The organism is Nocardia violaceofusca NBRC 14427, assembly GCF_963869435.1.
GTDB classification, from domain to species: Bacteria; Actinomycetota; Actinomycetes; order Mycobacteriales; family Mycobacteriaceae; genus Nocardia; species Nocardia aobensis.
The window spans coordinates 317,054-341,798 of record NZ_CAWMPM010000001.1; the positions used below are offsets into that span (position 1 = coordinate 317,054).

Sequence of the window (24,745 nt, forward strand, 5' to 3'; positions counted from 1 at the left end):
CGCTGTCACGCAGTGGGTTCCGGCTGCTGCGCCGGAGCCGGCGCCGGACGCCAGAAGGTCGCCAGCAGCGCGGCCGTCGCGACCACCGCCACCCCCGCCGCGATCGCACCGCCGGCCCAGCCCATGACCTCGATATCGGTGGCGTGGTCGAGCGAGAGCCGTCCCGGGCCGAGCATGGCCGTCGCCAACGCGGTGACCGCGAGCACGAGCACGTACTCGTAGCCCTCCTTGAACACGAAGAATCCGTTCGGGCGATGCGCCAGCAGCCCCGCGACCAGCATCACCGAAACGATCGCCGCGCACGCCAGCGGCGTGAACAGGCCCACGATCAGCAGTGCGCCCGCGCCGATTTCGGTGACCACGCTCAGCCAGGCCTGCAGAATGCCGTTGCGCAAGCCCAGTCCGACGAACCAGCGGGCGGTTCCGTCGATGCGGCCGCCGCCGCGCCAATGGTTGTAGCCGTGCGCGATCATCGTCGCGCCGATCACCAGGCGCACCAAAAACAGCGCCGTGTCGGATGCGTGCACGGTTACCTCACCTCCCGGGCCGGAACGGGTTCGGCCCCGTCGAATTGTTGGGGGAAACAGTCGAAACCGTTTTCCGCGGCCAGCAGGCATTCCTCCGCGAAACCCAGCACTCCCAGGTGGTAGGCGCGAGCGGAGCGTCCGACGCTGAGGTTGTGGCCACTGCCGGGCTGGCGGTTGAGCACCACGCGCGACGCCGCGGTGAACGTCGCGCCGACATGTGTCATCGCGTCGGAATCGTTGCGCCACACCCGCTCGTGATCGCCGAGGGTGAAGCGCACCGGAATAGATACCCGGGCGGCCAAGGCCGGAAATTCGGTATCGGCCCAATCCGTGACGGCGGCGGCCTCGAGCCGCGGGCCGAGGGCGGCCAGCGCCGCGCCGCCGACGACATCCGGCGGATACAGCGAAGCGGGCCGCCAGAGCAGCTCGGCGAGTCCGCGCGGCCGCTCGACCGGCCCGCGTGGCCCCATCAATACCTGCCGGGCAGCCGCAGCGAATTCGCGTCCGGTACCGGCCAATTCGATACCCAGCAACGCGGCGCCCCGAGGGTCGGCGGCCATCCGCAGCGCCAGTTCACACCCGGCGGAATGGGCGATCACGAAGGTACCCGCGCCCCGCTCGGCATCCGGAACCAGCTGGGTGACAGCGGAATACATCACGTCGACACGGCTCTGCGGATCCCAGAGCCGGTCCGTGAACGGTGCCGACGCCCCGTAACCGGGCCGATCCAGAGCCAGCACCGTGAAGCCGAGCCCCTCCGCGACGCGCAACAGCGACAACTCGGGGTGGCCCGGACAATCGAAATAGGCGGCGGTCGTGGCGCCCCCGTGCAACGCGACCAGCACCGCACGGGGCTCGCGCGCCCGCAGCAGCAGTCCCGACACCGCGATCCCGCCCGCCTCGGTCACCACCTGTTCGGGGTCTCCTGACGGGCCGGGTACGCCCGCCCACTCGCCGGCGATCACCCGTTCGGACGGTTGCACCGGGACGAGGACCGCGGCCCGCACCTGCTCTCGCGTTCCCGGGCTCTCCTGCTCTCCCACCCGCTCCGGCGTGTTCGACGGCTCGGGGCCGCCCACTCGCTGCGACTCCACGGTCATCGCTCGCTCCGCAGCAACAGCACGCCACTGGGTGTCAGCCCGCCGCTGCTGGTGACCGCTACCCGCGCGCCGGTGACCTGACGCGGCCCGCATTCACCGCGCAGCTGGGCGACTGCCTCGTGGATCAGGCCCATGCCGTGGGTGCGCCCGTGCGAGAGCTGCCCGCCGTGTGTGTTGAGCGGCAGGATGCCGTCGCGCGCAATGTTTTTCCCGCCGTCGAGGAAGTCCTTGGCCTCGCCGATCTTGCAGAATCCCAGCGCCTCGATCCAGGACAGGCAGTTGAAGCTGAAGCCGTCGTAGAGTTCGGCGACGTCGACGTCCTCGGGCCGCAGATCGGTGCGCGACCACAGATGTGCCGACTGGCCGAGCACCTGCGGCTCGTGGGTGAGGGTGCTCTGATCCCACTCCACCCGCTCCAGGATCTGGGTGCCCACGGCCTCCACGTAGACGGGTGATGTGGCGAGGTCGGCGGCGGCCTCGACGGCCGAGACGATCACCGCCACCGCGCCGTCGCAGGGCACGTCGCAGTCGTAGAGGCCGAACGGACTGGTCACCGGCCGCGCCGACAGATAATCCTCCATCGTGAGCGGATCCCGGTACACCGCAGTGGGATTCAGGGCGGCATTGGCGCGCTGGTTCAGCGCGATCCAGCCCAGCGTCTCCTTGGTCGTGCCGTAACGATGAAAGTGCCGTTGCGCGTTCTGGGCGAGGGTGTGCGCCGCCGAGGTCGCTCCGAACGGCAGCTGCCAGCTGGTGGTGCGGCCGCCGCCCAGCGGTGCCGTCGAGCCGGTGCGGATCAATTCGTTGTAGGTGGCCTCCCACACCGTCCGGAAGCACAGGACGTGCCGTGCCAGCCCGCCCGCGACGGCCAGCATCGCCGCGATCACCGAGCCACCGGGCCCGAAGGTCTCGATGCCGCCGTTGTACCAGGTCGGCCGCACTCCCAGCGCCGATTCGAGCGCGGTCACCCCGCCCTCACCGAATCCGCCCACATTCCCGCCACCCGGATACGAGGAGAGCCCGTCGATATCGGCCATGGTGAGTCCGGCATCGGCGACGGCACGCTCGCACGCCTGGACGGTCAGCGCCAGGGGAGGCACCATCAGCCGCCGTCCGATATCGGACATCCCGATGCCGGTCAGCGCCACCCGATCCTCGAATTTGGTGGTGGAGACGCGGGGCCGCACATGTTCGGCGAAGCGATCCGGGTCGATGTCATCGGCAGGCAGCGGCGCCGGTTCCGGCTGTTCGGCCGTGGGCCGGAACAGGGGAAGCCACACATCCTCGTGCTGTTCGAACACCACCTCCATCCGCATGCCCAGCACCAGATCGGCGGCCTCGCAGCCGATGACGGTGGTGGTCAGGCGAATTCGCGGATCCTCCGCCAGTGCGACCTGACCGACCACGTACGGCGGCGGCAGCCCGGGCAATCCGAACCGCTGGTTGTGCGTGAAGCCGATGAGCGTCGCCACACCGGAGACCTCCCGCACCCCCATCACGGTGCCGTGACAATAGCGGCACACCGGCTGCGGCGGATGGATCAGCTCGGCGCAGGTACGGCACTGCTGGATCCGCAGCCGATCGTCGGCGCCGGCGGTCCAGAAGAACTCGTTCTGCGCGGTGAGCTGCGGTAGCGGCCGCCCGGACGCGGTGGTCACCTCACGCCTCCTGCTTGTCGGTGCGATCTGCGAATGCGGTTGTGCGCGCGGATCAGTGGATGTCGGCCTGTTCCTTGCGGGCGGTCACCGGCGCCGCGAGCTGTTGTTCGTCGCAGATCGTCTGCAACTTCTCGAGCGTCGCGTCGAGCCCCTCGCCCAGGCGCGGGCCGGGGGTGAAGGTCGCCGGCAGATGCCGCATGCCCTGGATGACGGCGATGGTGTCGTAGTGCACCGTGGTGTCGGGGTCGCAGCGGTAGTCCGGCATCCGGTCCAGCACCGCCAGCAGCATCCGCTTGAACACCGTGCGGGCCACATTCGAGCCGATGCAGCGGTGGATGCCGAGCCCGAAGCTGTAGTGACGGTTGCGATGCCGGTCCAGGACGATCTCGTTCGGATCCTCGAAGACGGCGGGGTCGCGGTTGGCCATCGCCCACGACAGCCACACCCGGTCGCCTTCGGCGAACCGCGTGCCGACCACCTCGCAGTCCTCGGCGATGGTGCGGCCGTCACCCGGGGCGGGTGTGTAGTACCGCAGGAATTCCTCGGTCGCCGAATCGAGCAGCGTGTCGCGTTCCCTGCTGAGGGTTTCGCGCTCGTCCGGATGCTCCGACAACCATTCCAGCGAATGCGCGGTGAGCGCGGTCGTGGTGTCGAAACCGCCGCCGATGATCAGCGCCAGCATGCCGAGCATCTCCAGGTCGGGCAGCTGGGCGCCGTTGACCGTGGCCCGTGCCACCGCGTCGATCATGCCGGGCCGCGGGTTCTCCTTGACCTCGATCAGGTTGTTGAGCAGATCCAGGCCCATTTCCCGGTGCATCGCGGTGATCCGCTCGATATCCGGGGAATCGGGCGGGGTGTAGACCGCGGCATGAACCGGTTCGTTGTAGACCGTCCACTTCTTCAGCGGGATGCCGAGCATCGCCAACGTGAGAACGGCGGGAACGATATTGGCCAGATCGTCGACGAAATCGATGTGGCCCGATTCGATCTTCTCGTCGATCGCCGCCCGCACGACCTCGTCGATGAACGGAATCCAGCGGTTGACCGCCGCCGGAGACAGATACGGGTTGAGCGCCGACCGCAGTTCGCGATGTTCGGGCTCGTCCATCTCCAGGATCCCGCCCCGGATGGCGGCGGCGCGTGGCGGCTTCGGAATCGAAATCCCCTGGTAGCCACGGCGTTCCCCGGCTGGGTCGTGATCGTTGGACACATGGGGGCAGCGGGCGAGCTCGAAGACCTCGCGATTGCCGGCGGCGACCCAGTGGCCACCGTGGGTATCCGACCAGGCGATCGGGCAGTGCTGCTGCATGTCCTGGGTGATGGACAGGAAATTGTCGCGATATTGCGGGGCGTACCGGTCGAACGAGTACTGCGGTTGTTTCCGCTCGTCGTCCGCCGGTCCGGCCTCGGTGATGTTCTCGGCGGTCACGGCGTTCCTCTCAGGTGATGGTGATCGCTCGTTCCGGGCACGACTGGGCGGCCTCGCGGACCTGTTCCTCCTGATCGGGGGGAACGTCCTCGCTGACCGCCGAGGAGTGGCCGTCGATTTCACTGAGTACGAACGACTTCGGAGCGACCATGGCGCACAGGGTGTGTCCCTGGCAGCGCTCCGGATCTACGCGCACCTTCACGGTTCTCCCCTTAGATGTGATAGTCGTACCACTTGAGGTATCCGCCGGCGTCCACCCGCATCTGCATGCCGGTGACGTAGCGGGATTCGTCGGAGGCCAGGAACAGCACCATGTTGCTGGTGTCCTCCGGTTCGATCCACGGCACCGGCATGGCCTGCTGCACATGGAACGCGGGCTGGGCGTCCTGCAGGGTCGGCTTCTCGAGGTCGGGCCGGAAGGAGCGATACATCGGCTCGCTGCGCAACATGTCCGTATTGCAGTTGGTCGGGTGGATGACATTGGCGCGGATGTTGCGCGCGGCGATATGGGTCGCCAACTCGTGCATGTACATCGACAGTCCGCGCTTGGCGACCATATAGGCGATGCCGCCGGGATCCTTACCGGGCTGATCGACCTTGGCCACATCCATCAGCGCCGCGGTCGAGCCGGTGGCGATGATCGAGGCGCCGGTGTCCAGATACGGCAGTGCGGCGTGCACGGTATTGATCACGCCGATCAGGTTGGTGTCGATGACGTCGGTCCAGGCCTGCCACTGCGGTTCGCCCTTCATTCCGGCGATACCGGCCTGGGCCACCACGACATCCAGATGCCCCAGTTCGCCGACGCCGCGTTGCACCGCGTCCCGCAGCGCGGCGATATCGCGGACGTCGGCCGCGACGGCGACGATCCGGCGGCCGGTCTTCTCCACCAGTCGTTCGGTTTCCTCGAGGTCTTCCGGCCGCGCCATCGCATAGCCGATGGTCTCGATGTCCCGGCAGATGTCGACGGCGATGATGTCGGCGCCCTCGGACGCCAGTTTCACCGCATGACTGCGGCCCTGTCCTCGTGCGGCACCGGTGACGAGGGCGACTTTGCCTTCCACGCGTCCCACTGGTGGTCCTTTCGGTTGTGTTGTGCCACGGCGCGTTCCGCGCCGGTTACGTATTCCGGCCGCCGTTGACGCCGAGGATCTGGCCGGTGATGTAGCCGGCCTCCTCGGAGACGAGGAACGCGCAGGCGGCGGCGATGTCCTCGGGCCGGCCGACCCGGCGGACCGGGGTGCGGGCGATGTGGTCGTCGATGGTTCCGCCGAGCAACCGCGCCTGTTCGGTCTTGCGCAGCATCGGGGTATCGATGAACCCGGGTGGGACCGCGTTCACCGTGATGCCTTCGGGGCCGAGTTCCAGTGCCAGCGATTTCGTCAGCCCGTTGACCGCGGACTTAGCCGAGACGTAGTGCGACATGAACGGTTGCCCGGAATGAGTGCTGGAGGAGGAGATGTTGACGATCCGGCCCCACCGCGCGGCGCGCATATCGGGCAGAACGGCCTGGATGCTGTGGAAGACGCCGTGCAGGTTCACGGCGATGGTGCGCTCCCACTGTTCGAAGCTCAGATTCGCGAACCGGCGATAGCCCTCCGCGCCGGCGGAGTTCACCAGCACCGTCACCGGGCCCAGCTGCTCGCGGATCGCGGTGAGCGCGGCGTCGATCTGGGCGCGGTCGGTGACGTCGGCGGTGTGGTCGAATTCGGAGTCGCCGGGTTTTAGGTCGAGCGTGGCGACCTGAAAACCGTCGGCGCGCAACCGATTCGCCACCGCCAGGCCGATTCCGGATCCTCCGCCGGTCACCACCGCTGTTCTCACGCCCACGGTTCGGCTCCGGCGATCGTGGTGCGGTGCAGTTCGCGTTCGGAGGTCGCGTCGTAGGGCAGGGCGCGGTGCAGGATGCCGGTGTTGTCCCACACCACCAGATCGCCCACCGTCCAGTCGTGGGTGTAGGCGAACCGCGGCTGAGTCGACCATTCCAGCAGTTCGTCGAGGAGTGTGCGGCTCTCGACCGGATCCATGCCCACGATGTGGTCGGCGGTGGCGCCGATGACCAGGGACCGGCGGCCGTCGCGGCGCTGCCACACCAATGATGTTTCGTGCGTGGGCAATTGGCGCCAATCGGCGACCTGCTCGGGGGACGGGTCCGGATGTACGAGCCGCTGGGAGGCCTCGAAGCTGTGCACCACGCGCAGGTTGTCGTAACGCTTGCGTTCGGCCTCCGGCAGTCCTTCGTAGGCGGCGTAGGTGCTGGCGAACTGGGTGCCGCCGCCTTCCATCGCCACGTGCCGCGCGGTGAGCACGGTCGCCTTGGCCGGCACGTCGTTGGTGGTGTCGTCGATATGCCAGAAGAAGGTGCCCTCGAGATATTTCGCGGCGCGGTTCTTCTCGGGATTCAGTGTGATGGTGAAGATTTCGCGGCCGCCGGGGGCGAGTACGGTGCCCAGCCGCCGGCAGAACGCCAGCTGGGCCTCGTCGTCGAGATGAAGTCCGCGGACCACCAGGACGCCACGCCACTTCAGGGCCTCGGTGCACCGGCTGATCACCGTGTCGTCGTGCAGATCCTCGACCCCGGTGACCTCCACTCCGATGGTGGGGTTCAGCGCCGTCGTCTCAACCACAAGAATCTCCCTTCCAATTGTGAGAACCGTACTCTCGCTCTCCGTTTCTCCGCAAGGTTTCCCTGGATCCGGGCTCGTTCCGGGGCTCACGGGGAGGTCGGGCCGATCGGTGCGACGTGTTCGGCCATTGCTGGGGCCGAAGCTGCTCGGATACATTATTCTCCAATGTTGAGAATGGAATTTCCATAGAACGAGGAGACGGGATGCCACAGGGCAACGCGACGGCCGGCGACGGGCGCGCCGTCACCAGACGAATGCTGATCGACGGTGAACTCGTCGCGGGGGAGCGCAGTTTCGCCTCACTCAACCCGGCCACCGGAGAGGTCTACGGTTACGCGCCCGAGGCGAGCATCGCCGATACCGAGGCGGCGATCGCGGCCGCGCGCCGGGCCTTCGACACCACCGGCTGGTCGACGAACACCGAATTTCGCGCGCACTGCCTCGAGCAGTTCTACGCGGCACTGCGCGCCGACGTCGAAGACCTGCGCGAGTTGACCATCGCCGAGGTCGGCGCGACCCGGATGATGACCCACGCCAACCAGCTCGAGACGCCGTTCGAAATCGTGAACTACTTCGCCGGCCTCACCCGCACCTACCCCCGCACCGAGGATCTGGGCGAGGTGGAGGACCGCGGCCGGATGCACCGCCGCTGGGTGGAGCGCGAGGCCTCCGGTGTGGTCGCGGCCATCGCGGCCTACAACTATCCGCATCAGCTGGCGCTGGCGAAACTGGCCCCGGCCCTGGCGGCCGGCTGCACGGTGGTGCTCAAGGGCGCACCCGACACGCCACTGGCCACGTTGGCTCTCGGCGAGGTGATCGCTCGGCACACCGATATCCCCGCGGGCGTGGTGAATGTGCTGTCCGGATCGGATATCGAGGTGGGCAGGACCCTGACCACCCATCGCGATGTCGACGTCGTCAGCTTCACCGGATCCACCGCGGTCGGCCGCCAGATCATGTCGGCGGCAGGCGATTCGCTCAAACGGGTCTTTCTCGAACTGGGCGGCAAATCCGCGATGGTCGTGCTCGACGACGCCGATTTCGGCACCGCCGCGATGTTCGGCGCCTTCAGCATCTGCAGCCACGCCGGACAGGGCTGCGCCATCACCACACGCATGCTGGTGCCGCGCGAGCGCCACGACGAGGTCGCCGAGATGGTCGCCGGATTCATGTCCAAGGTCAGCTACGGCGATCCGGGCGACCCGAAAAACTATATGGGCCCGCTGATTTCGGAACGTCAGCGCGACAAGGTGCACGGCCTCGTGCAGCGCGCGGTGGAGGCCGGCGCGAAACTGGTGTACGGCGGGGAGAAGGTCGACCCGGGCTACTTCTACACCCCGACCCTGCTCGCGGGAGTCGACCCGGACAGCGAGATCGCCCAGGAAGAGGTCTTCGGGCCGGTGCTGGCCCTGATCCCGTTCGACGACGACGAGGACGCGGTCCGCATCGCCAACAACTCCGTCTACGGGCTCTCGGGCGGCGTGTTCTCCGCCGACGAGGACCGCGCGCTGGCGGTGGCGCGCCGCATCCGCACCGGAACGATGAGTATCAACGGCGGCAACTACTTTCACCCCGATGTCCCCTTCGGCGGCTACAAGCAGTCGGGCATCGGACGTGAGATGGGCGTGGCCGGCATCGAGGAGTTCCTCGAACAGAAGTCCTTCGCCGCGGTGGTGGCCTGATGAGCGGCGGCGGCAAACCCCTGGACGGCATCCGCGTCCTCGAGGTCGCGATGTACGGGTTCGTCCCCTCGGCCGGCGCGGTACTGGCCGAATGGGGTGCGGACGTGGTGAAGGTGGAGCACGCCCGCACCGGTGATCCGCAACGCGGGTTGCGCCAGATCGGCCGGTTGAAGGTCGAGGGCGATCCCAACCCCAATATCGAGCACGCCAATCGCGGCAAACGCAGTATCGGACTGGACATGTCGGTCCCCGAGGGGCGCGAGGTGATCTACGAGCTGGCGAAGACGGCCGATGTGTTCCTCACCAGTTTCCTGCCGCAGGCGCGCGCCAAATTCGGTATCGATGTCGACGACATCCGCGCGGTGAAGCCGGACATCGTCTACGCGCGCGGCAGCGCGCTGGGACCGCGCGGCGAGGAATCGACCAAGGGCGGCTTCGATATGACCGCCTTCTGGTGCCGGGGTTCGGTCGCCGCTACCATCACCCCGGAAGGGATGGACGGCCTGATCTCTCCGCCCGGGCCGGCCTTCGGCGACACCATCTCCGGGACGAATCTCGCGGGCGGCATCGCGGCGGCACTGCTGAAACGCGAACGGACCGGCGAACCGTCGGTGGTCGACGTCTCGCTGCTGGGCAGCGGCCTGTGGTCCATGGGCCACACCATCGCGCTGTCGGCACATCTGCGCCAGCCGTTGATCGCGCCCGCACCCGGATCACACGGGGCGCCGACCAATCCGCTGTCGGGCCTCTACGAAACCGCCGACGGCCGCTATCTCTCGCTGGTCATGTTGCAGCCCAGCAAGTTCTGGGCCGACGTGATGCGCCATATCGATCGCCCGGAGCTGGCCGACGATCCGCGCTTCGCCTCGGCCGAGTCGATCGCCGCCAATACCGAAGCGGGCGTGGCGATTCTGCGCGAGGCGATCGGGCAGCGCACCCTCGCCGAATGGACCGAGAAGCTGGCGACCCTGGCCGGGCCGTGGGCGCCGGTGCAGGACAGCCTGCAGGTCGGCTCCGATCCGCAGATCCGCGCCAACGAGTACCTGGTGCAGGTCGGCAGCCTCGAAATGGTCGCCAATCCGGTGCAATTCGATCTCACCGCACCCGATACCGGACCCGGGCCGGAGTTCGCGGCGCACACCGAGGAAGTGCTGCTGGAGCTGGGGTTGGACTGGGATCGCATCATCGCGCTCAAGACCGCCGGCGCCATCACGTAGTTTCGCCCGCAGGAAGGCTGACGGCATGCCCTGTGTCGCATCGATCGGAACCTATCTGCCCTGCTGGGGCGGACCTCGCGGCCGCGTTCCCGGCGCGGACGAGGACGCGGTGACCCTGGCGGTGGAGGCCGGGCGGGCCGCCCTGTCGGGCGCGCCGCGCGCCACCGCCTACGTCGAACGCGTCGTGGTGGTGAGCCGGGATCTGCCGCTACTGGAGAGCAGCAATGCCGCGGTGCTGCTGGCCGGGCTGGGTCTGGATCCCGAACTCGAGGTGATCGAACGGCTCGGCGGCGCGCCCGCGACACTCGACGCGCTGAGCTCCGCCCGCCCGCGCACGCTGATCATCGGCGTCGACCTGGATCCGGCCGGGGCGGCGGCGGCCCTGGTCGCCGAGCGCGGACTGGCGGTGCGGACCGCGGCCCGGGTGGCGCGCAGCCTGCCGGTGCGCACCCGCAACGCCACCGGCGACGTCCACGACTACGGCGATCCGCGGCTGCTGCACGAGCGCGGCCTGCTGGCATCGCTGGCCGCGGCATGGGTGGACACGCCGGTGATCGTATCGGGCGTCGACCACGAGCAGGCGGCCCACCTGTGCGTCGGCGATCCACCGCGACTGCCGACGACGGGGGCCGGGTCGAGCCTGTTCGCCCTTGCGGCACTGGCCGACTGGGGACAGACGGGCCTGCTCGTCGGGGTCGAGCAGGCCAGTCTGTCGGGAGTCACGGTCTCCGCGGGGCCGGTGCGGGTATACCGCCGGGAACCGGCGGTGCGAGCCGAACCGGAGGCCGTCGCGGTACCGGGTGCCGACATCCCGATCTCGCTCGCCGCCTACGAGCGCGCCTTCGAGGCCAAGGTGCGCTGGGAGGCCGGTCGCCACCCCGGCCGCGACGAGCTGGATTTCCCGCCGCGCTACCGCCTCGGCGAGGACGGCAGCCTCAGCACCGACTACACGCTGATTCCATTGCCGCGTATCGGAACCGTGTACACCGAGGTGACGGTCCACGTGCCGGTGCCCGGGCTGCGGACACCGTATTCGCTGGTGATCGTCGAACTCGACGAGGTGGACGTGCGGGCACTGGTGAAGGTCACCGGAACCGATCCCGGCACGGTCCGCATCGGCGACCGCGGGCGCATGGTGCTGCGCCGGGTCGCGGTGCGCTCAGGGGTACCGGACTACGGGTACGCGTTCGAGCCGGATTCGGAGGCGGCATGAGACACAATCGCGCAGCGCTCGTGGCGCCGACGGGGGTGCGGGCGCTCCCGCAGGTTACGGAGGCGGCATGAGACGGGTGGCAGTGGTCGGCGCCGGGATGACGCCGTTCGCCGAGCATTTCGCACTCGGCATCAAGGATCTGCTGCCGATGGCCTTCGCCGAATGCGCGGCGTCGGTGGACAAGGGCATCGCGAAAGCCGACCTGCAGGCGGCCTGGTTCGGCGCGATGGGTACACCGGACGGATTCCCCTCGGGCATTCTCGCCGACGTGCTCGGCCTGCCGGATCTCCCGGTGACGCGGATCGAAAACTCCTGTGCCACCGGCAATGACGCGGTGCGCAACGCCCTGTTCGGCATCGCCTCCGGTGCCTACGATGTGGCGCTGGTGATCGGTGCGGACAAACTCCGCGAAACCGCCTCCAAGGACATGCTCTGGGAGTGGGAGGCGATGACCCGCGATATGGCGTGGGACTACCCCCTCGGGCTGATCGCACCGGCAGGCTTCGCCCTGCATGTCGCCCGCTATCTGCACGAATCTCCGGCCGGGCGGGAACATCTGGGACTGATCGCGGTGAAGAACCACCGTCACGGCGTGTCGAATCCGAAGGCGCGCTTGCGTTTCGAGATTTCGCTGGAGCAGGCCCTCGCGGCTCCGATGGTGGTGGATCCGTTCGGCGTGTACGACTGCGCCCCGCAGAGCGACGGTGCCGCGGCGCTGATCCTCGCCGCCGAGGACGCGGTCGACCGCTACACCGATCGGCCGGTCTGGATCAGGGGAGTGGGCCTGGGCCTGGATTCGGTGATGCACCAGCACAAACGGGATATGACCACATTCCCGGCGACGGTCCGCGCCGCGAAACAGGCCTTCGCGATGGCGGGGCTGACCCCGGCCGATATCGATGTCGCGGAGGTGCACGACTTCTTCACCGGCATCGAGCTGATCAGCTACGAGGACCTCGGTTTCGCCGACCGCTTCGAGGCCTGCAAACTGGTCGACACGGGCGCGACCAGCGTGGGTGGCGCGCTGCCGGTGAATCCGAGCGGTGGGTTGAAATCCAAGGGCCATCCGCCGGGGGCGACCGGTGTGGCGCAGTGCGTGGAGTTGTTCGAGCAGCTGCGCGGCCACGCCGTCAACCAGGTCGACGGGGCGCGAATCGGGTTGGCGCACAACCTCGGCGGCCCCACGGCGGTGTCGGCGGTGACGATTCTGGAGGGTCCCCACGGCTGAGATGTCTCCGCGCTGCGAATCCGAGGTCGTCGCGCTCGTCACCGGGCGCGTGGCCCGGCGACGTGTCGTATTGGATTGGGCCGCACACTATGTCGGCCGCGACGGAACCGTGCACGTCGTCTGTGACGGGACGCTGGCTCCGGCGCTGGTGAGTTCGATCATGGTCGGCATGTTCGTCGACGCCGAACAGGTCGAACATGCCGATTTCGCGCAGACCGCGATGCTGCTGTCGCCGCACGGCTGCAACTGGACGTGGCAGCACCTGCCGTTCGGCGCCGTCGGGCACGCGGTGGCCCTCGCACGGCGCAAGAGCCTGCTCGCGGTGGTGCCCGCGCGGTCGCAATTCCTCCGGCCGCCCTCGGTGCGGATCGTCTGCCCTGGGTGAATGTAGCTGCGCTCCTCGGCAATCGGGCGCTGTGGGACACCTGTCCGAACTATAGTTTCGTTTCGGGTGTGAGAAGGAGATCGCGATGGACCTGTCTCTCGTAGCGCCGGAACTGCGCGGACCCGCGCGCTGGTTGCCGCCGCTGACGATCGGCCGCCGCTGGGCATTACGCCTGGTGCGCCTGGCCGCCGCCCACCGGCCCGCCCGGCGAGTCGCGGGCGTGCGCATCGAACATCTCGCGGCCGGCCGCGTACCGCTGCGCGTTTATCGCCCCACCGGTGCCCATTCGCCGGTCGCGGTGTTGTGGATACACGGCGGCGGCTACGTCCTCGGCAGCCCGGTCCAGGACGACACCTTCTGCTCGATCACCGCCCGCGACCTCGGCGTCACGATCGTCTCGGTCGACTACCGCCTCGCGCCCGAACATCCTTTCCCGGCTCCCCTGCAGGACTGCTGGATCGCATGGATGTGGTTGCAGCGCAACGCCTCCCGATTCGGGATCGACTCCGCCCGGGTGGTGCTCGGCGGACAGAGCGCCGGCGGCGGCCTGGCCGCGTGCCTGTGCCAGCGCCTCGTCGCCGCCGACGGCGCCCGCCCCGCCGCCCTGTGGCTGAGCGCGCCGATGCTCGACGACCGCACCGCCGCCCGCCGCGACCTGGACGCCCTGCGGCATCTCGGCTGGACCAACGACAACAACCTCTACGGCTGGAGCAGCTACCTCGCCACCCCACCCGGCGCCACCGACATGCCCGAATTCGCCGTAGCCGCCCGCCGCGGCGACCTCACCGGCACCCCGCCCACCTGGATCGGGGTCGGCACCATCGACCTGTTCCACGACGAGGACGTGGCCTATGCGGAGCGTCTGCGCGCGGCGGGCGTGGAGGTGGAGCTCGATATCGTGCCGGGAGCACCCCACGGTTTCGACAGCTGGGCGCCCGGGGCGGGACTTGCGCGCGAATTCCACGCACGGGCCCGCCGGTGGCTGGCTACGACGATGGGGTTGACGGTTCACGAGCGCGCGCACCCCTGATCGTCGTCTCTCCGAGCAGCTTGCCTCAGATGCTCGTGCCGGGTTAACAAATCGTGCAAACCTCCCCGATTTGTGCGGGATTCCGGCTTTTGTGCGGAGGTTTGCACGATTAGTTCAGCCCGGTCGACTGACACTCGAGGTTCGGTCTTGCCGGATCGCGGCTGCTGGCCGAGGTCTTGTCCGAGTCGAGTCCGCGGTGAACCTGACCGGGCCTCGCCGGCACATCGGCACCTGGCGAGCAGGACTGTCAGTGGCGCACCGACGACGCTTCGGACATGCCTCCCGAAGCGATGGTGCCGGTCATGCTCGATGACCCGAACATCTACACCCAGGTCGTTCTCCCCAACCAGACGGAGCCTGGACAGGCGTGCCGAGCCGCGACCTCGGTCACGACGCGAGTGCCGTCCGATCTGGCTCCGATCTGGCTCCGCGGTGTAGTTCACGACGGTGCATGGTCTTCGACAGGATCGAATACATTGCGGTCCAGAGGCTTTCGTGTCGTCAGTTTCGGGTGTTCTTGCGGTGGGTGGCGTTGAAGCGTGCCTTCTTCTGGCGGTTACCGCAGGTGTTCATATCGCACCATTTGCGGGTGCGGCTCTGGCTGGTGTCGAAGAAGGCGGCTCGGCAGGTCGGCGAAGCGCACAGGGCCAATTTTCCGTCTCGTTCGCCGGAGATGATGTCGATCGCGTCGGCGGCGACGACGCCCAGGGCGTCTTCTACGCAGGAGGGCGCGCTGAGTCGCCATCGACGTGTCCCGTCGGGCGTCAGGATTGCTGCGGCCCGGCCCTGAATGCTGCGGTCGTTGATGATTCGGACGGCCGACGCGGGGAGCGCGTCGCCGAGTGCGGCCGCTGTCGCGGCGGCGTGAATTGCTTCCCTCAATTCCCGGGCAAGGTCGAGCTGGGTGGTGGTGCAGGAATCCACGGCCAGGCCGTTCACCTCCAGCCAATCGACGAGTCGCTGCGGTGTGGGAATGCGCTCCACAGGCTCGCCGTGCCGCTCCGACAGGGTCCCCGTGAAGCTGGTCGCCAGCACGGCGCCGAGGCGGAAATCAGGAAACCCAGCAGGCATAGAACCACCTTAGCTGGTTGCGGCCTGTCCCACCGCTGTGTTAGAACCGTCTTAGCCGGTTCACGACAGGCGGTAGCCGGTTCCGCGATGACCAGGAGGTCTCATGTCCGCACTCGGCCACCTCGATCCGATGTCCACGTCCGATTCCGTCGACGTACAACCATTCGAAGCCCGCGCCACCGACGCCGACCTCGACGACCTGCGAGCACGATTGGCCGCCGCTCGGCTACCGGAGGCCGAGACGGTCTCCGGCACCACGCCCGGCTCCCAGCGATGGGCGCAGGGCGTTCCTCTTGCCGACCTGGTCGATGTCGTGAATTACTGGCGCACCGAGTACGACTGGCGGTCGTTCGAAGAGCGCCTCGATCGAATCGGCCAGTACCGCACCACGATCGATGGCCTGGGAATCCACTTCCTGCACCGGCGATCCGCACGCGCGGATGCCACTCCTCTGATCCTGACGCACGGCTGGCCGGGCAGCATCGCCGAATTCATCGATGTAGTAGACGAATTGGCGGATCCGAACGACGCGGCCGCGCCGGCGTTCCACGTCGTGGTCCCGTCGCTACCGGGCTTCGGGTACAGCGATAAACCGGCCACCACCGGGTGGGGCACCGAAAAGATCGCGGCCGCATGGGTGAAACTGATGGAAAGGCTCGGTTACCGGAAGTTCCTGGCCCACGGCGGCGACTGGGGCGGCAATATCACCACGGTTCTCGGCGGCAGATTCCCGGAACACGTTCTCGGCATCCACTCGCTGTTCGCGGAAGCGCCACCCGGGATGCCAACGGACGGTCTGACCGCGACCGAACGCCAGTGGGCAGAGGAGACCCGTCATTTCTGGCGGCACCGCGCCGCATACGCGAAACAGCAGGCCACCCGGCCGCAGACCATCGGCTACTCGCTCGTCGACTCACCGGTCGGACTCCTCGCCTGGATCCTCGACAAATTCGCCGAATGGAGCGACACCGAAGACAGCCCGTTCGAAACGATCTCCAGGGACCGCATTCTCGACGACGTCACCCTGTACTGGCTGACAAGCACCGGCGCATCCGCAGCCCGCATCTACTACGAAAGCCACAACTCGCTCGACCCCGACCTCCGCGTCGACGTCCCCTCCGCGATCACCATGTATCCCCACGACATCGAAAAGTCCCCGCGCCCTTGGGCGGAAGAGCGGTACCGCCAGATCGTCCGGTGGAACGCACCCGAATTCGGAGGACACTTCCCCTCGCTGGAAGTTCCCGAGTATTTCGTCAACGACCTGCGAGAAGGTCTCGCCACGGTACTGGCCGCCCAGCGGTGAACACGGCGGGAGGCCGAGTTCGCCATTCGTACCGCCTGCGGCGTGCCGGCAACCTAGTAGCACGCACGTGGCGTGGGTTCGGCTCTCGATCGGCGCGGATGAGCCACAGCACCGCAGACTGGTCGGGGCCGGCCGGCCGCCGGGCCCTTGACACGGCGTCGGGCGTGGCGTTTGACTGGTGCACTACCTTGTGTTACCTCGCACGATGATTCGGAGAGGTTGACGTATGCAGAGCATCGGGTTGGCTTGTCTCGGTCGTCGGCGGGGATCGAGCTGCCGTGGAATCAGTGGGGTGGCGGTACTGGTCGGGCTCTGCATCGTTTCGCTGGGGGTGGATCGGACGGCGACGGGCGAACCGGTGGCAACCGTTGCCGGCACCGGGTTCGCCGTTCCCTTCTCCGGTGCGCCGGGATATGAGCAGGTGGCGCCGACGCAGATGGTGAGTACGGATCAGTTGAATCAGCCGCTCGGGGAGGCGGCGGCGGATCGGGTCGCCGCGCGGATCGGGCTGGACCGCGCGGATGCGTTGACCGATCAGCAGTATCAGGACCTCAGCTCCGGCGGGGGAGTCGGCGGTGATCGTGACGCGGCGAATGTGATCAACGCGTGCGTCGACATCCTCGCCAATACGGTCGGCCGCCCGATCTATTCCGATGTCGCGGGGCAACGCACGCCCTCGACTCTGGGCAGCTACGGGCTGTATGTGAATCCGAGCGGCATGTTGGAGAGCCCGGCCAACACGGACGCGCCGACACGGCAGGTGAACACCCTGATCGCGCCCGGCGGATATGTGGGTAACTGGTTGCGGGACAACGGTGCGACTCGGAGTCTGGTCGCGCTGTACCGGTCCGCGTATACGGTGCAGGCCGCCTACGGATTTGTGGCGCAACAGATTTCGGGTGCGGACCAGCTGGTCACCAATACCGAGGGAAATGTGAGCACCGTGGTCGGCATGTCGATGGCGCCGCCGCTGTGGATCGTGAACTTCGCGCTGATCTACATTCTGAAGCCCTCGCTGGCGGCCGCGATGCCCGCCTACTGGGCACCCATTCCGGGCCCGGTGGTCGACGCCGTCAAGGCGAGTCCCACCGGACAGGTCCCGTTCGCGGAGTACGCCTCCTATTTCCGGTGAGTCGCGAACGCGGTTCGGCACGTGGCGATCGGCCGCGGTCGAGCAATCCGGTCGCGATTAGAGTCGGGGCATGAGTAGCGAACCGCTTGCACTGCCCGCCGCCGGGTGGCCGGACTGGCTCGGCGATTACGTCCGCGACCGGCTGCGGACGGCGGCGGACACGGTCGAGCAGTTGAAGGCAGCTACCCCGGGCGACACCGCGGATGTGCTCGGATTGTGGAACGACGCCGATATCGCACTGCGCGAGGCCGATTCGGCCGCGCACCTGTTCGCCGAAGTCCACCCCGATTCCGAGGTGCGCCGGCTGGCCGAGGAACTGGTACAAGACGTCGACCGAGCCAGGACCGAGCGAGATCTCGACCGCGACCTCTACGACATCGTCGCCGCCACCGACTCCTCGCATCTGGACGAGGTGTCGGCGCGCATGCGCGAGCATGTGCTGCGCGATTTCCGGCGCAGCGGTGTGGACCGCGACGAGGGAACCCGGGGGCGGCTGCGGGAGATCTCCGAGCGGCTCACCGTGCTCGAACAGGAATTCGGCCGGGCCATCCGTGAAGACGTCCGCTCGATCCGGGTCGCACCCGGCACCCTCGACGGACTGCCCGCGGATTTCGTCACCGCCCATCCGCCCGCGGCGGACGGGCTCGTCACGGTCACCACCGACTATCCGGACTATCTGCCGCTGCGCACCTACGCCCGGGATGCCGATGCCCGCCGCGCCCTCACCGCGGAGTTCGAAAGCCGCGGGTGGCCCGCCAACGACGCTGTGCTGCACGAGATCCTGGATCTTCGGGCCGAGAAGGCCCGGCTGCTCGGCTTCGACAGCTGGCCCGATTACGACGCCGACGTGAAGATGATCGGCAGCGGCCACGCCATCGCCGAATTCATCGAGCGCATCGCGAGCGCCGCCGACGCCGCGGGCCGGCGCGACCTCGAGACGCTGCTCGCCCGCCGTCGCGAGGACGAGCCCACCGCTACCTCCATCGACCGCTCCGAAGTCGGCTACTACACCGAACTCGTGCGCCGCGAGCAGTACGACGTCGACGCCCGGGAGGTGCGCCGCTATTTCGATTTCCCGCGTGTGCGGGCGGGTCTGCTCGAGGTCACCGGCCGCCTGTTCGGATTGGAGTACCGGCCCGTCGACGTACCGCGCTGGCACGAGGACGTCGCCGTCTACGACGTCTACGCCGACGGTGAACGACGCGGGCGGATCTATCTGGACCTGCATCCCCGCGAGGGCAAATACAAGCACGCCGCGCAATTCGACCTCGTCGGCGGCGTCGCCGGGAAGCTCCTGCCCGAGGGCGTGCTGGTATGCAACTTCTCTCGCGGACTGATGGAGCACCAGCACGTCGTCACGCTGTTCCACGAATTCGGGCATCTGATCCACCACGTCGTGGGCGGGCACCAGGACTGGGCGCGCTTCTCCGGTGTCGCCACGGAATGGGACTTCGTCGAGGCCCCGTCGCAGATGCTGGAGGAATGGGCATGGGACGCAACCATTCTCGCCACCTTCGCCGTCGACGAGACCGGTGCGCCGATCCCTGCCGAACTGGTGGAGCGCATGCGGGCCGCGAAGGAATTCGGCAAGGGCATCTCGGTCCTCACGCAGGTCGGCTACACCGAGATCTCCTATCTGCTGCACCAGGATCGGCCGGCCGACCACGACCCGGTGGTTATCGATGGCGTGACGCGGCACAGCGGGATAGCCGCGGTGCCGCAGACCCATTTCCAAGCGTCGTTCGGGCATCTGGCCGGCTATACCTCGGCGTATTACACCTACCTGTGGAGCCTGGTGATCGCGAAGGATCTGTTCTCGGAGTTCGACGCCGGTGATCTGTTCGAACCCGTTGTTGCGCAACGGTATCGCGACCATATCCTCGCGCCGGGTGGTTCCCGCGACGCGGCCGATTCGGTGGCGGACTTTCTCGGCCGCCCGTTCACCTTCGACGCGTTCGCGGCCTGGCTGGACCGTGCGCCCACGCCTCATACCCCGGCGTAACCGACCGTCCAGCAAGCGCCCGGCCGCCCGACATCGGTGACTCGGCGGCGGTCCGCCCTACTTGTGCGTCCAATCGGGTTGCAGTAGATCCGCCACCCGGGTTTCGCGGCCGAGAAGCACGACATCGCGGAATTGCAGCAGGATGGCGCCGGTCGGTGCGTGGATCGTCATCGAGTCGCCGATCCTGAGCTGCAGCAGCCGGGAGCCGTCCGGCCGGTCGACCCAGTGCGGCACGTCGTCGGCCGCGAGCCGGTCGAGCCGCACGAAATGCACGGCATGCACCTCGTCGTCGTTGGGATAGAGGGCGCCGGGATCATCGAGCGCGACGACGATGGGGGTGATCGCGAAACCGGACGCTGCCGGGAAGTCGTCGAGCCTGCCCAGGACACTGGTGGGCGGGGCGACCAGGCCGATTTCCTCGTGCAGTTCGCGTAATCCCGCCGCGACCGCGGTCTCGTCACCGTCGACCCGGCCCCCGGGCAACGCCCACTGCCCCGCGTTGCGGCCGCGATAGGCGCGTTTGATCACGACCACGCACGGCCGGTCGTCGTGTTCCAATACACACAGCACAACGCTCGCGCGTCGCATTCCGGGCGCGTCCGCGACCGTTCGAAACTCGAACTCGCGCAAGCGGGCCGTGGCGAGTTCCCGGAAATCCTGCACACTCATACCTCGATGGTGTCAGTACCGGCCCCGGCGTGATCCGCCCGCCCCGCACGGACGGCAACCGATGCGCGCGGACTACCCGCTCGCCGAGTCGGTGCGCAAGTGCGTGCGTGCCCACTGCTCGAAACTGGTGAGGGGGATGCCGAGGGCGGTGGCGTAGTCGGGTCGACCGGGCTGGCCGGCCACATTCAGCCATTCGAGTGCGGCGCCCATGGGCGGCATGCCGGCAGCGACGGCCTGTGCCACCGTCATGTCCGGTGCCGCCAGGGAAATGCCGAGCGCGCGGGACAGGGTGGCGGCGATCTCGGTCATCGATAGGTAGTCGCTCGCCAACTCGAGTTCGACGCGGTCGAATCGTTCGGGTTCGGTGAGCGCCGCCGCGGCCGCACGGCCGATGTCGTCGACCGCGACCAGCGACAGCCGGGTCTCCGGCGCCAGGACGCTCACCAGGCCGCCGTCGACTCCGCGGGGAAACATGTACCGCATGGACGGCAGGAAGTTCTCCATGAATGTGCCCGGCTTCAGCAGGGTCCAGCGCGGAAACCCGGCCACGCGCACCGCATCCTGCACCGCGGCCTTTGCCGTCAGGGAGTCCTCGACGGCCCACCGGCCGGGGGCCCAGCCGGGAACGCCGGTGTGCTGACCGGCTCCGGTCACCGAGGTGTGCACGAACTGATCGACCCCCGCGATCCGTGCGCCGTCGATGAGAGTGACACCCTGGGTGACCTCGCCGTCGAAATCGAAGCCCGCATCGGTGAGCGCGGGCATCTGCACGGAGAACACCGCGCGGGCGCCGTCGGCCGCGCGGATCACCGACTCGCGGTCGTGCAGATCGCCGGTGACCAACTCGGCTCCCAGCGATTCGATGTCCTTGGCGCGGGCGGTGTTTCGGTCGCGCACCAGGGCGCGGACGCGGACGCCGGCGGCGAGGAGTGCGCGGGCGGTGGCGCCGCCCTGCCGGCCGGTGGCGCCGGTGACCAGGACGGGTGCGGAATCTGTGGACATGGTGCACCTCTCGCTAAACGGCGGGGCCCGCCGTTTCTGTTTTCGGCTACGATATGGCGGGGCCCGCCGTTTAGCAACCCGGGAGGTGACGCGATGCCCGAACGCCGACGCGCTGATGCTCGCCGCAACTACGCGCTGGTGCTGGCCGTAGCCGAGAAGGAAGTCGCGGCGCACGGCGCCGGGGCGTCGCTCGAGCAGATCGCGCGCGTCGCGGGAGTCGGGTCGGCGACGGTGCGGCGGCACTTTCCGACTCGCCGCGCGCTGCTGGAAGCGGTGTCGCGCACCCGGATCGACGCGCTGTGTGCCCGCGCGCGGGAACTCGCCGACGCCGAGGACAGCCGCGGCGCGCTGCTGGAGTGGTTGCGCGATGTCGTCGCCTACTGTGTCGGCGCCCGCGGGCTGGCGGTCGCGTTGTCCTACGACAGTGCCGGATCGGATCCGGTGCACGACAACAGCTGTGGGGCGGTGCTGGAAGAGGCGGGGGAGCCGTTGCTGCGCCGCGCCGCGCGGGAGGGCGCGGTCGCGACCACGTTCACGGTGGCGGACCTGATCACCCTGATCGTGGGGATCGCGCTGGCGACCGAACACGGCGCCGACCCGGCCGCACAGGCGGACCGGCTGTTCGGGTTGGTCGTCGCGGGCCTGAGCCCGCAGCAGGCACCGGCAGACGCCTCCCCGGTGGCGGGGAAACGATGAGCCTGCGGCAATTCGAATACGCCCTCGCCGTCGCCGAGGAGGGTTCCGTGACGGCCGCGGCGGAACGGCTGCACGTCGCGCAGCCGTCGATGTCGCAGCAGATCCGTTCCCGACGGCGAAATGTGCTGTGCCACAGACAATGTCGTTTTTGCGAAGCATAAATCTCGTCGGGTCTTCTGACGGTAGGCCCGGTGACCGGCGAGAGGCGAAGACGGAATCCGAGCAGGCGGCGGAGGGAACTCCCATACCGCTCCGGCATCCGGAAAAGCGGTGGTATGCCGGCAGGCGCCCGCCTACCGCCCCCGGCGCACCTGATCGAACGGCACGTCCCGGTCGGCGGCGTATTCGCGGGGCATGCCCAGCACCCGTTCGCTGATGATGTTGCGGGCCATTTCGGTGCTGCCGCCGGCGAGGCTCCAGGCCTGGCGGTAGAGGTACTCCTGGCCGGCTCGGCCGAGGCCGGGTTCGCCGCCGGGGTCGCCCGTCGCGGCGGCGGCGCCGGCGATGCGCACGGCGGCGTCGGCCTGCAGCCACGAGTTGCGGGCGCTGAACAGGCGCACGATCGAACCGGCCGCGGGCGCCAGCTCGCCGGCGGCGATACGGGCGCCGACATGGGCGATGAGCTGGTCGTGGACCAGATTCATCGCGTGCGCCTCGCCGAGGTCCTCCCGCACGCGGGGGTCGGCGAATTGCCCGGTGCGGCGGGCGATGTCGAGCAGGCTGTGCACGTCGCGGCCGCTGTGCTGGCCGACGCCGCTGGCGTACGGGGAGCCGCCGCCGACGGCACTGCGTTCGTGCTGCAGCAGCCGGGTCGCCACCGCCCAGCCGCCGTCGACCTCGCCGACGACGGCGTCGGCCGGGATCCGTACGTCGTCGAAGAACTCCTGACAGAATTCGGTGGATCCGTCGACCTGGGTGATCCGGCGAATGGTCAGTCCGGGGGAGTTCACCGGCACCAGGAACATGGTCAGCCCGGCGTGTTTGGGCACCTGCCAGTCCGTGCGCGCCAGGCACAGCGCGTAATCGGCGGCGTAGGCGCCCGAACTCCAGATCTTGGAACCGTTGAGCACCCAGTCGTCGCCGTCGCGATCGGCTCGGGTGGTGAGCCCGGCCAGATCGGATCCGCCGCGCGGTTCGGACAGGAACTGCACCAGCAACTCCTCACCGCGCAGCGCGGCGGCGACGTGGGTGCGCTTCTGCTCCTCGCTGCCCATGTCGAGAAGTGTTGCGGCGCAGATGGTCAGGGTCGGAATGTTGAGCGCCAGCGGCATCTCGTACGGGCGCGACTCCTCGGTGAAGGCCCGCTGGTGGGCCGGGCTCAACCCCAGTCCGCCGTATTCGACGGGAAAGCAGATGCCGGCGAAGCCGCCGTCGTGGAGGATGCGTTGCAGTTCGCGGGCGCGGGCCCACACCTGCGGTGACTTCTGCTCGCCCGAGCGGACCGGCGGCGCGGGCGGCAACGTGTTCCGCAACCAGCGCCGGGCGCGGTCGCGGAAGCTGTCGACCGATTCGGTTGCTGCGGTGACGGTTTCGGTGGTGCTCATGCGGGGATCGTCTCCAGCAGATCGGTGAGCCGACGCCGGTGTTCGGCCGGGGTGCCGTAGAGGGCCCGGCCGAGCGTGACCCGGCGCAGATACAGGTGCAGATCGTGTTCCCAGGTGACGCCGAGCCCGCCGTGGATCTGCACGCATTCCTGCACGATCTCACCGGCCGTGGCGCCGACGAAGGATTTCGCGACGCTGACGGCCTCGGCGGTGTTCGCGGTGTCGTCGCCGAAGCTCGCGGCCGCGGCCCAGGAGGTGGCCCGGCACGCCTCGAGCGTGGTGGCGATATCGGCGGCTCGATGTTTGAGCGCCTGATAGGAGGCGAGCGGACGGCCGAAGGTGTAGCGGTCGAACATCCACTGCACCGTGGCCTCGAAGGCCCGCTGCGCGGCTCCGGCCATTTCCGCGGCGCTCAGCGTGGCGGCCACGAGCAACTGCTCCTCGGCGGCGGCCGCGGCGGCTTCGGGATCGCGGTGCACGACGGCGTCGCCGGCGACGCGGACGTCGTCGAAAACGACTGTGGCCGTGCGGCGTACGACGTCCAGCGTCCAGACCGGGGTGACCGTGACACCGGGTGCGTCCGTGGCCACGAGCAGTTGCACCGGGCCCTCGGGCCCCTGGGCGTCGACGACCAGCAGATCGGCTCGGGCGCCGTATTCGACGCGATCCTTCATCCCGGACAGCCGGAATCCGGCACCGTCGGGTATGGCCGCGGTCTCGAACGGAGCAGAGCGCAGACCGGCTCCGGGTTCGTAGTGGGCCCAAGTCGCAATCGCGGCGCCGGCGACAACGTCCGTGATCACAGTCTCGAACTCGCCTGTGCCGCGGAGCAATCCGGCCAGTGCGGTATTCACCGCCAGCAGCGGCCCCGGCGCGCAGGCGCGCCCGAATTCCTCGGCGATCAGCGCCAGGTCGGCCATCGGGGCGCCCGATACCGCCCCGCCGCCGAGCCGTTCGGGGACCAGCGGTGCGGTCCAGCCCAGTTCGGCGCCGCGCCGCCACCAGTCCCGGTCGAAGCCGTCGGGGGAGTCGGCGAGGCGGCGCACCGTGTCCACGGGCACGGTGGCGGCGAGGAAGTCGCGGGTGGTGGTCCGGAACAGTCGTTGGTCGGCGGTGGGAGCGGCAGTCACGAATTGGTCCTTACGCAGGGGCCTCCCGCGAACCCGGTGAGGTGTGCGGATATCGAGTTCGCGGGAGGCGGGGCACCCATCGGCGGCGACGAGAGGC

General features: G+C 68.5%; 24 protein-coding genes. 11 read left to right on the top strand and 13 right to left on the bottom strand.

Annotated elements, in window-relative coordinates; all coding sequences use genetic code 11:
• Positions 1 to 5: 5 nt before the first annotated feature.
• From AC5592_RS01580 to AC5592_RS01615, 8 genes are read right to left on the bottom strand one after another with little or no spacing between them, the layout of a single operon-like run.
• Positions 6 to 527, bottom strand: coding sequence for a DoxX family protein (locus AC5592_RS01580; RefSeq protein WP_036508012.1), 522 nt, complete (start codon positions 525 to 527; stop codon positions 6 to 8).
• Positions 528 to 529: 2 nt separating this feature from the next.
• A complete protein-coding gene (locus AC5592_RS01585) occupies positions 530 to 1,627 on the bottom strand; it encodes an alpha/beta hydrolase (protein ID WP_232329146.1) in 1,098 nt (365 codons plus the stop codon).
• Positions 1,624 to 3,285, bottom strand: a complete 1,662-nt coding sequence (locus AC5592_RS01590) for a thiolase C-terminal domain-containing protein (RefSeq protein ID WP_063063122.1) — start codon at positions 3,283 to 3,285, stop codon at positions 1,624 to 1,626. The genes AC5592_RS01585 and AC5592_RS01590 overlap by 4 nt, the downstream gene beginning before the upstream one ends.
• A 52-nt stretch (positions 3,286 to 3,337) precedes the next feature.
• Complete coding sequence (locus tag AC5592_RS01595; protein WP_036508007.1) at positions 3,338 to 4,714, bottom strand: cytochrome P450; 1,377 nt, start codon at positions 4,712 to 4,714, stop codon at positions 3,338 to 3,340.
• Positions 4,715 to 4,724: 10 nt separating this feature from the next.
• The gene (locus tag AC5592_RS01600; RefSeq protein WP_030517538.1) at positions 4,725 to 4,916 is read right to left on the bottom strand and encodes a ferredoxin; all 192 of its coding nucleotides are present in this window, start codon (positions 4,914 to 4,916) and stop codon (positions 4,725 to 4,727) included.
• Positions 4,917 to 4,926: 10 nt separating this feature from the next.
• Positions 4,927 to 5,787 carry a mycofactocin-coupled SDR family oxidoreductase gene (locus tag AC5592_RS01605; RefSeq protein WP_063063123.1) on the bottom strand — a complete coding sequence of 287 codons (861 nt, stop codon included), beginning with the start codon at positions 5,785 to 5,787 and terminating at the stop codon, positions 4,927 to 4,929.
• A gap of 46 nt (positions 5,788 to 5,833) precedes the next feature.
• Positions 5,834 to 6,538 carry an SDR family NAD(P)-dependent oxidoreductase gene (locus AC5592_RS01610; RefSeq protein ID WP_036508015.1) on the bottom strand — a complete coding sequence of 235 codons (705 nt, stop codon included), beginning with the start codon at positions 6,536 to 6,538 and terminating at the stop codon, positions 5,834 to 5,836.
• On the bottom strand, positions 6,535 to 7,341 hold the full coding sequence (locus AC5592_RS01615; protein WP_036508002.1) for a TauD/TfdA dioxygenase family protein: 807 nt from the start codon (positions 7,339 to 7,341) through the stop codon (positions 6,535 to 6,537). The genes AC5592_RS01610 and AC5592_RS01615 overlap by 4 nt, the downstream gene beginning before the upstream one ends.
• A 203-nt stretch (positions 7,342 to 7,544) precedes the next feature.
• Here AC5592_RS01615 and AC5592_RS01620 point away from each other — a divergent pair, with 203 nt between their 5' ends.
• From AC5592_RS01620 to AC5592_RS01645, 6 genes are all read left to right on the top strand, one after another.
• Positions 7,545 to 9,023 (top strand): aldehyde dehydrogenase family protein, encoded by a 1,479-nt coding sequence (locus AC5592_RS01620; protein ID WP_036507999.1) that lies wholly within the window; start codon positions 7,545 to 7,547, stop codon positions 9,021 to 9,023.
• On the top strand, positions 9,023 to 10,240 hold the full coding sequence (locus AC5592_RS01625) for a CaiB/BaiF CoA transferase family protein (RefSeq protein WP_036507996.1): 1,218 nt from the start codon (positions 9,023 to 9,025) through the stop codon (positions 10,238 to 10,240). The genes AC5592_RS01620 and AC5592_RS01625 overlap by 1 nt, the downstream gene beginning before the upstream one ends.
• Positions 10,241 to 10,265: 25 nt before the next feature.
• Entirely contained in the window at positions 10,266 to 11,453 is a 1,188-nt protein-coding gene (locus AC5592_RS01630; protein WP_063063124.1) for an OB-fold domain-containing protein, read from the top strand.
• A gap of 67 nt (positions 11,454 to 11,520) precedes the next feature.
• On the top strand, positions 11,521 to 12,681 hold the full coding sequence (locus tag AC5592_RS01635; protein WP_063063125.1) for a thiolase C-terminal domain-containing protein: 1,161 nt from the start codon (positions 11,521 to 11,523) through the stop codon (positions 12,679 to 12,681).
• Between the two features lies 1 nt (position 12,682).
• A complete protein-coding gene (locus AC5592_RS01640) occupies positions 12,683 to 13,066 on the top strand; it encodes a hypothetical protein (protein ID WP_036507612.1) in 384 nt (127 codons plus the stop codon).
• Between the two features lie 85 nt (positions 13,067 to 13,151).
• Positions 13,152 to 14,096 carry an alpha/beta hydrolase gene (locus tag AC5592_RS01645; protein ID WP_063063126.1) on the top strand — a complete coding sequence of 315 codons (945 nt, stop codon included), beginning with the start codon at positions 13,152 to 13,154 and terminating at the stop codon, positions 14,094 to 14,096.
• Positions 14,097 to 14,597: 501 nt separating this feature from the next.
• Here the strand turns inward: AC5592_RS01645 and AC5592_RS01650 are convergent.
• Positions 14,598 to 15,167: a CGNR zinc finger domain-containing protein gene (locus AC5592_RS01650; RefSeq protein ID WP_063063127.1), complete on the bottom strand. Its 570-nt coding sequence runs from the start codon at positions 15,165 to 15,167 to the stop codon at positions 14,598 to 14,600.
• A 103-nt stretch (positions 15,168 to 15,270) separates the two neighbouring features.
• On the opposite strand from AC5592_RS01650, the gene AC5592_RS01655 reads away from it, so the two are divergent.
• The 3 genes from AC5592_RS01655 to AC5592_RS01665 all read left to right on the top strand — a co-directional run bounded on the left by AC5592_RS01655 (position 15,271) and on the right by AC5592_RS01665 (position 19,607).
• Positions 15,271 to 16,473: an epoxide hydrolase family protein gene (locus AC5592_RS01655; RefSeq protein WP_198163731.1), complete on the top strand. Its 1,203-nt coding sequence runs from the start codon at positions 15,271 to 15,273 to the stop codon at positions 16,471 to 16,473.
• A gap of 226 nt (positions 16,474 to 16,699) precedes the next feature.
• Positions 16,700 to 17,605, top strand: coding sequence for a hypothetical protein (locus AC5592_RS01660; RefSeq protein ID WP_063063128.1), 906 nt, complete (start codon positions 16,700 to 16,702; stop codon positions 17,603 to 17,605).
• Between the two features lie 70 nt (positions 17,606 to 17,675).
• A complete protein-coding gene (locus AC5592_RS01665; protein WP_063063129.1) occupies positions 17,676 to 19,607 on the top strand; it encodes a M3 family metallopeptidase in 1,932 nt (643 codons plus the stop codon).
• Between the two features lie 57 nt (positions 19,608 to 19,664).
• Here the strand turns inward: AC5592_RS01665 and AC5592_RS01670 are convergent, their stop codons facing one another.
• Together AC5592_RS01670 and AC5592_RS01675 are read right to left on the bottom strand one after the other, a co-directional pair.
• The gene (locus AC5592_RS01670) at positions 19,665 to 20,276 is read right to left on the bottom strand and encodes an NUDIX hydrolase (protein ID WP_036508099.1); all 612 of its coding nucleotides are present in this window, start codon (positions 20,274 to 20,276) and stop codon (positions 19,665 to 19,667) included.
• A gap of 72 nt (positions 20,277 to 20,348) precedes the next feature.
• Positions 20,349 to 21,278 (bottom strand): NmrA/HSCARG family protein, encoded by a 930-nt coding sequence (locus tag AC5592_RS01675; protein WP_063063130.1) that lies wholly within the window; start codon positions 21,276 to 21,278, stop codon positions 20,349 to 20,351.
• Between the two features lie 93 nt (positions 21,279 to 21,371).
• On the opposite strand from AC5592_RS01675, the gene AC5592_RS01680 reads away from it, so the two are divergent.
• Positions 21,372 to 21,974 carry a TetR/AcrR family transcriptional regulator gene (locus AC5592_RS01680; RefSeq protein ID WP_063063131.1) on the top strand — a complete coding sequence of 201 codons (603 nt, stop codon included), beginning with the start codon at positions 21,372 to 21,374 and terminating at the stop codon, positions 21,972 to 21,974.
• Complete coding sequence (locus tag AC5592_RS01685) at positions 21,971 to 22,135, top strand: LysR family transcriptional regulator (RefSeq protein ID WP_371507056.1); 165 nt, start codon at positions 21,971 to 21,973, stop codon at positions 22,133 to 22,135. The genes AC5592_RS01680 and AC5592_RS01685 overlap by 4 nt, the downstream gene beginning before the upstream one ends.
• A gap of 132 nt (positions 22,136 to 22,267) precedes the next feature.
• Here AC5592_RS01685 and AC5592_RS01690 read toward each other — a convergent pair whose 3' ends face one another.
• Together AC5592_RS01690 and AC5592_RS01695 are read right to left on the bottom strand one after the other, a co-directional pair.
• Positions 22,268 to 23,518 carry an acyl-CoA dehydrogenase family protein gene (locus tag AC5592_RS01690; RefSeq protein ID WP_063063132.1) on the bottom strand — a complete coding sequence of 417 codons (1,251 nt, stop codon included), beginning with the start codon at positions 23,516 to 23,518 and terminating at the stop codon, positions 22,268 to 22,270.
• Positions 23,515 to 24,648, bottom strand: a complete 1,134-nt coding sequence (locus AC5592_RS01695) for an acyl-CoA dehydrogenase family protein (RefSeq protein ID WP_036508107.1) — start codon at positions 24,646 to 24,648, stop codon at positions 23,515 to 23,517. The genes AC5592_RS01690 and AC5592_RS01695 overlap by 4 nt, the downstream gene beginning before the upstream one ends.
• Positions 24,649 to 24,745 lie beyond the last annotated feature (97 nt).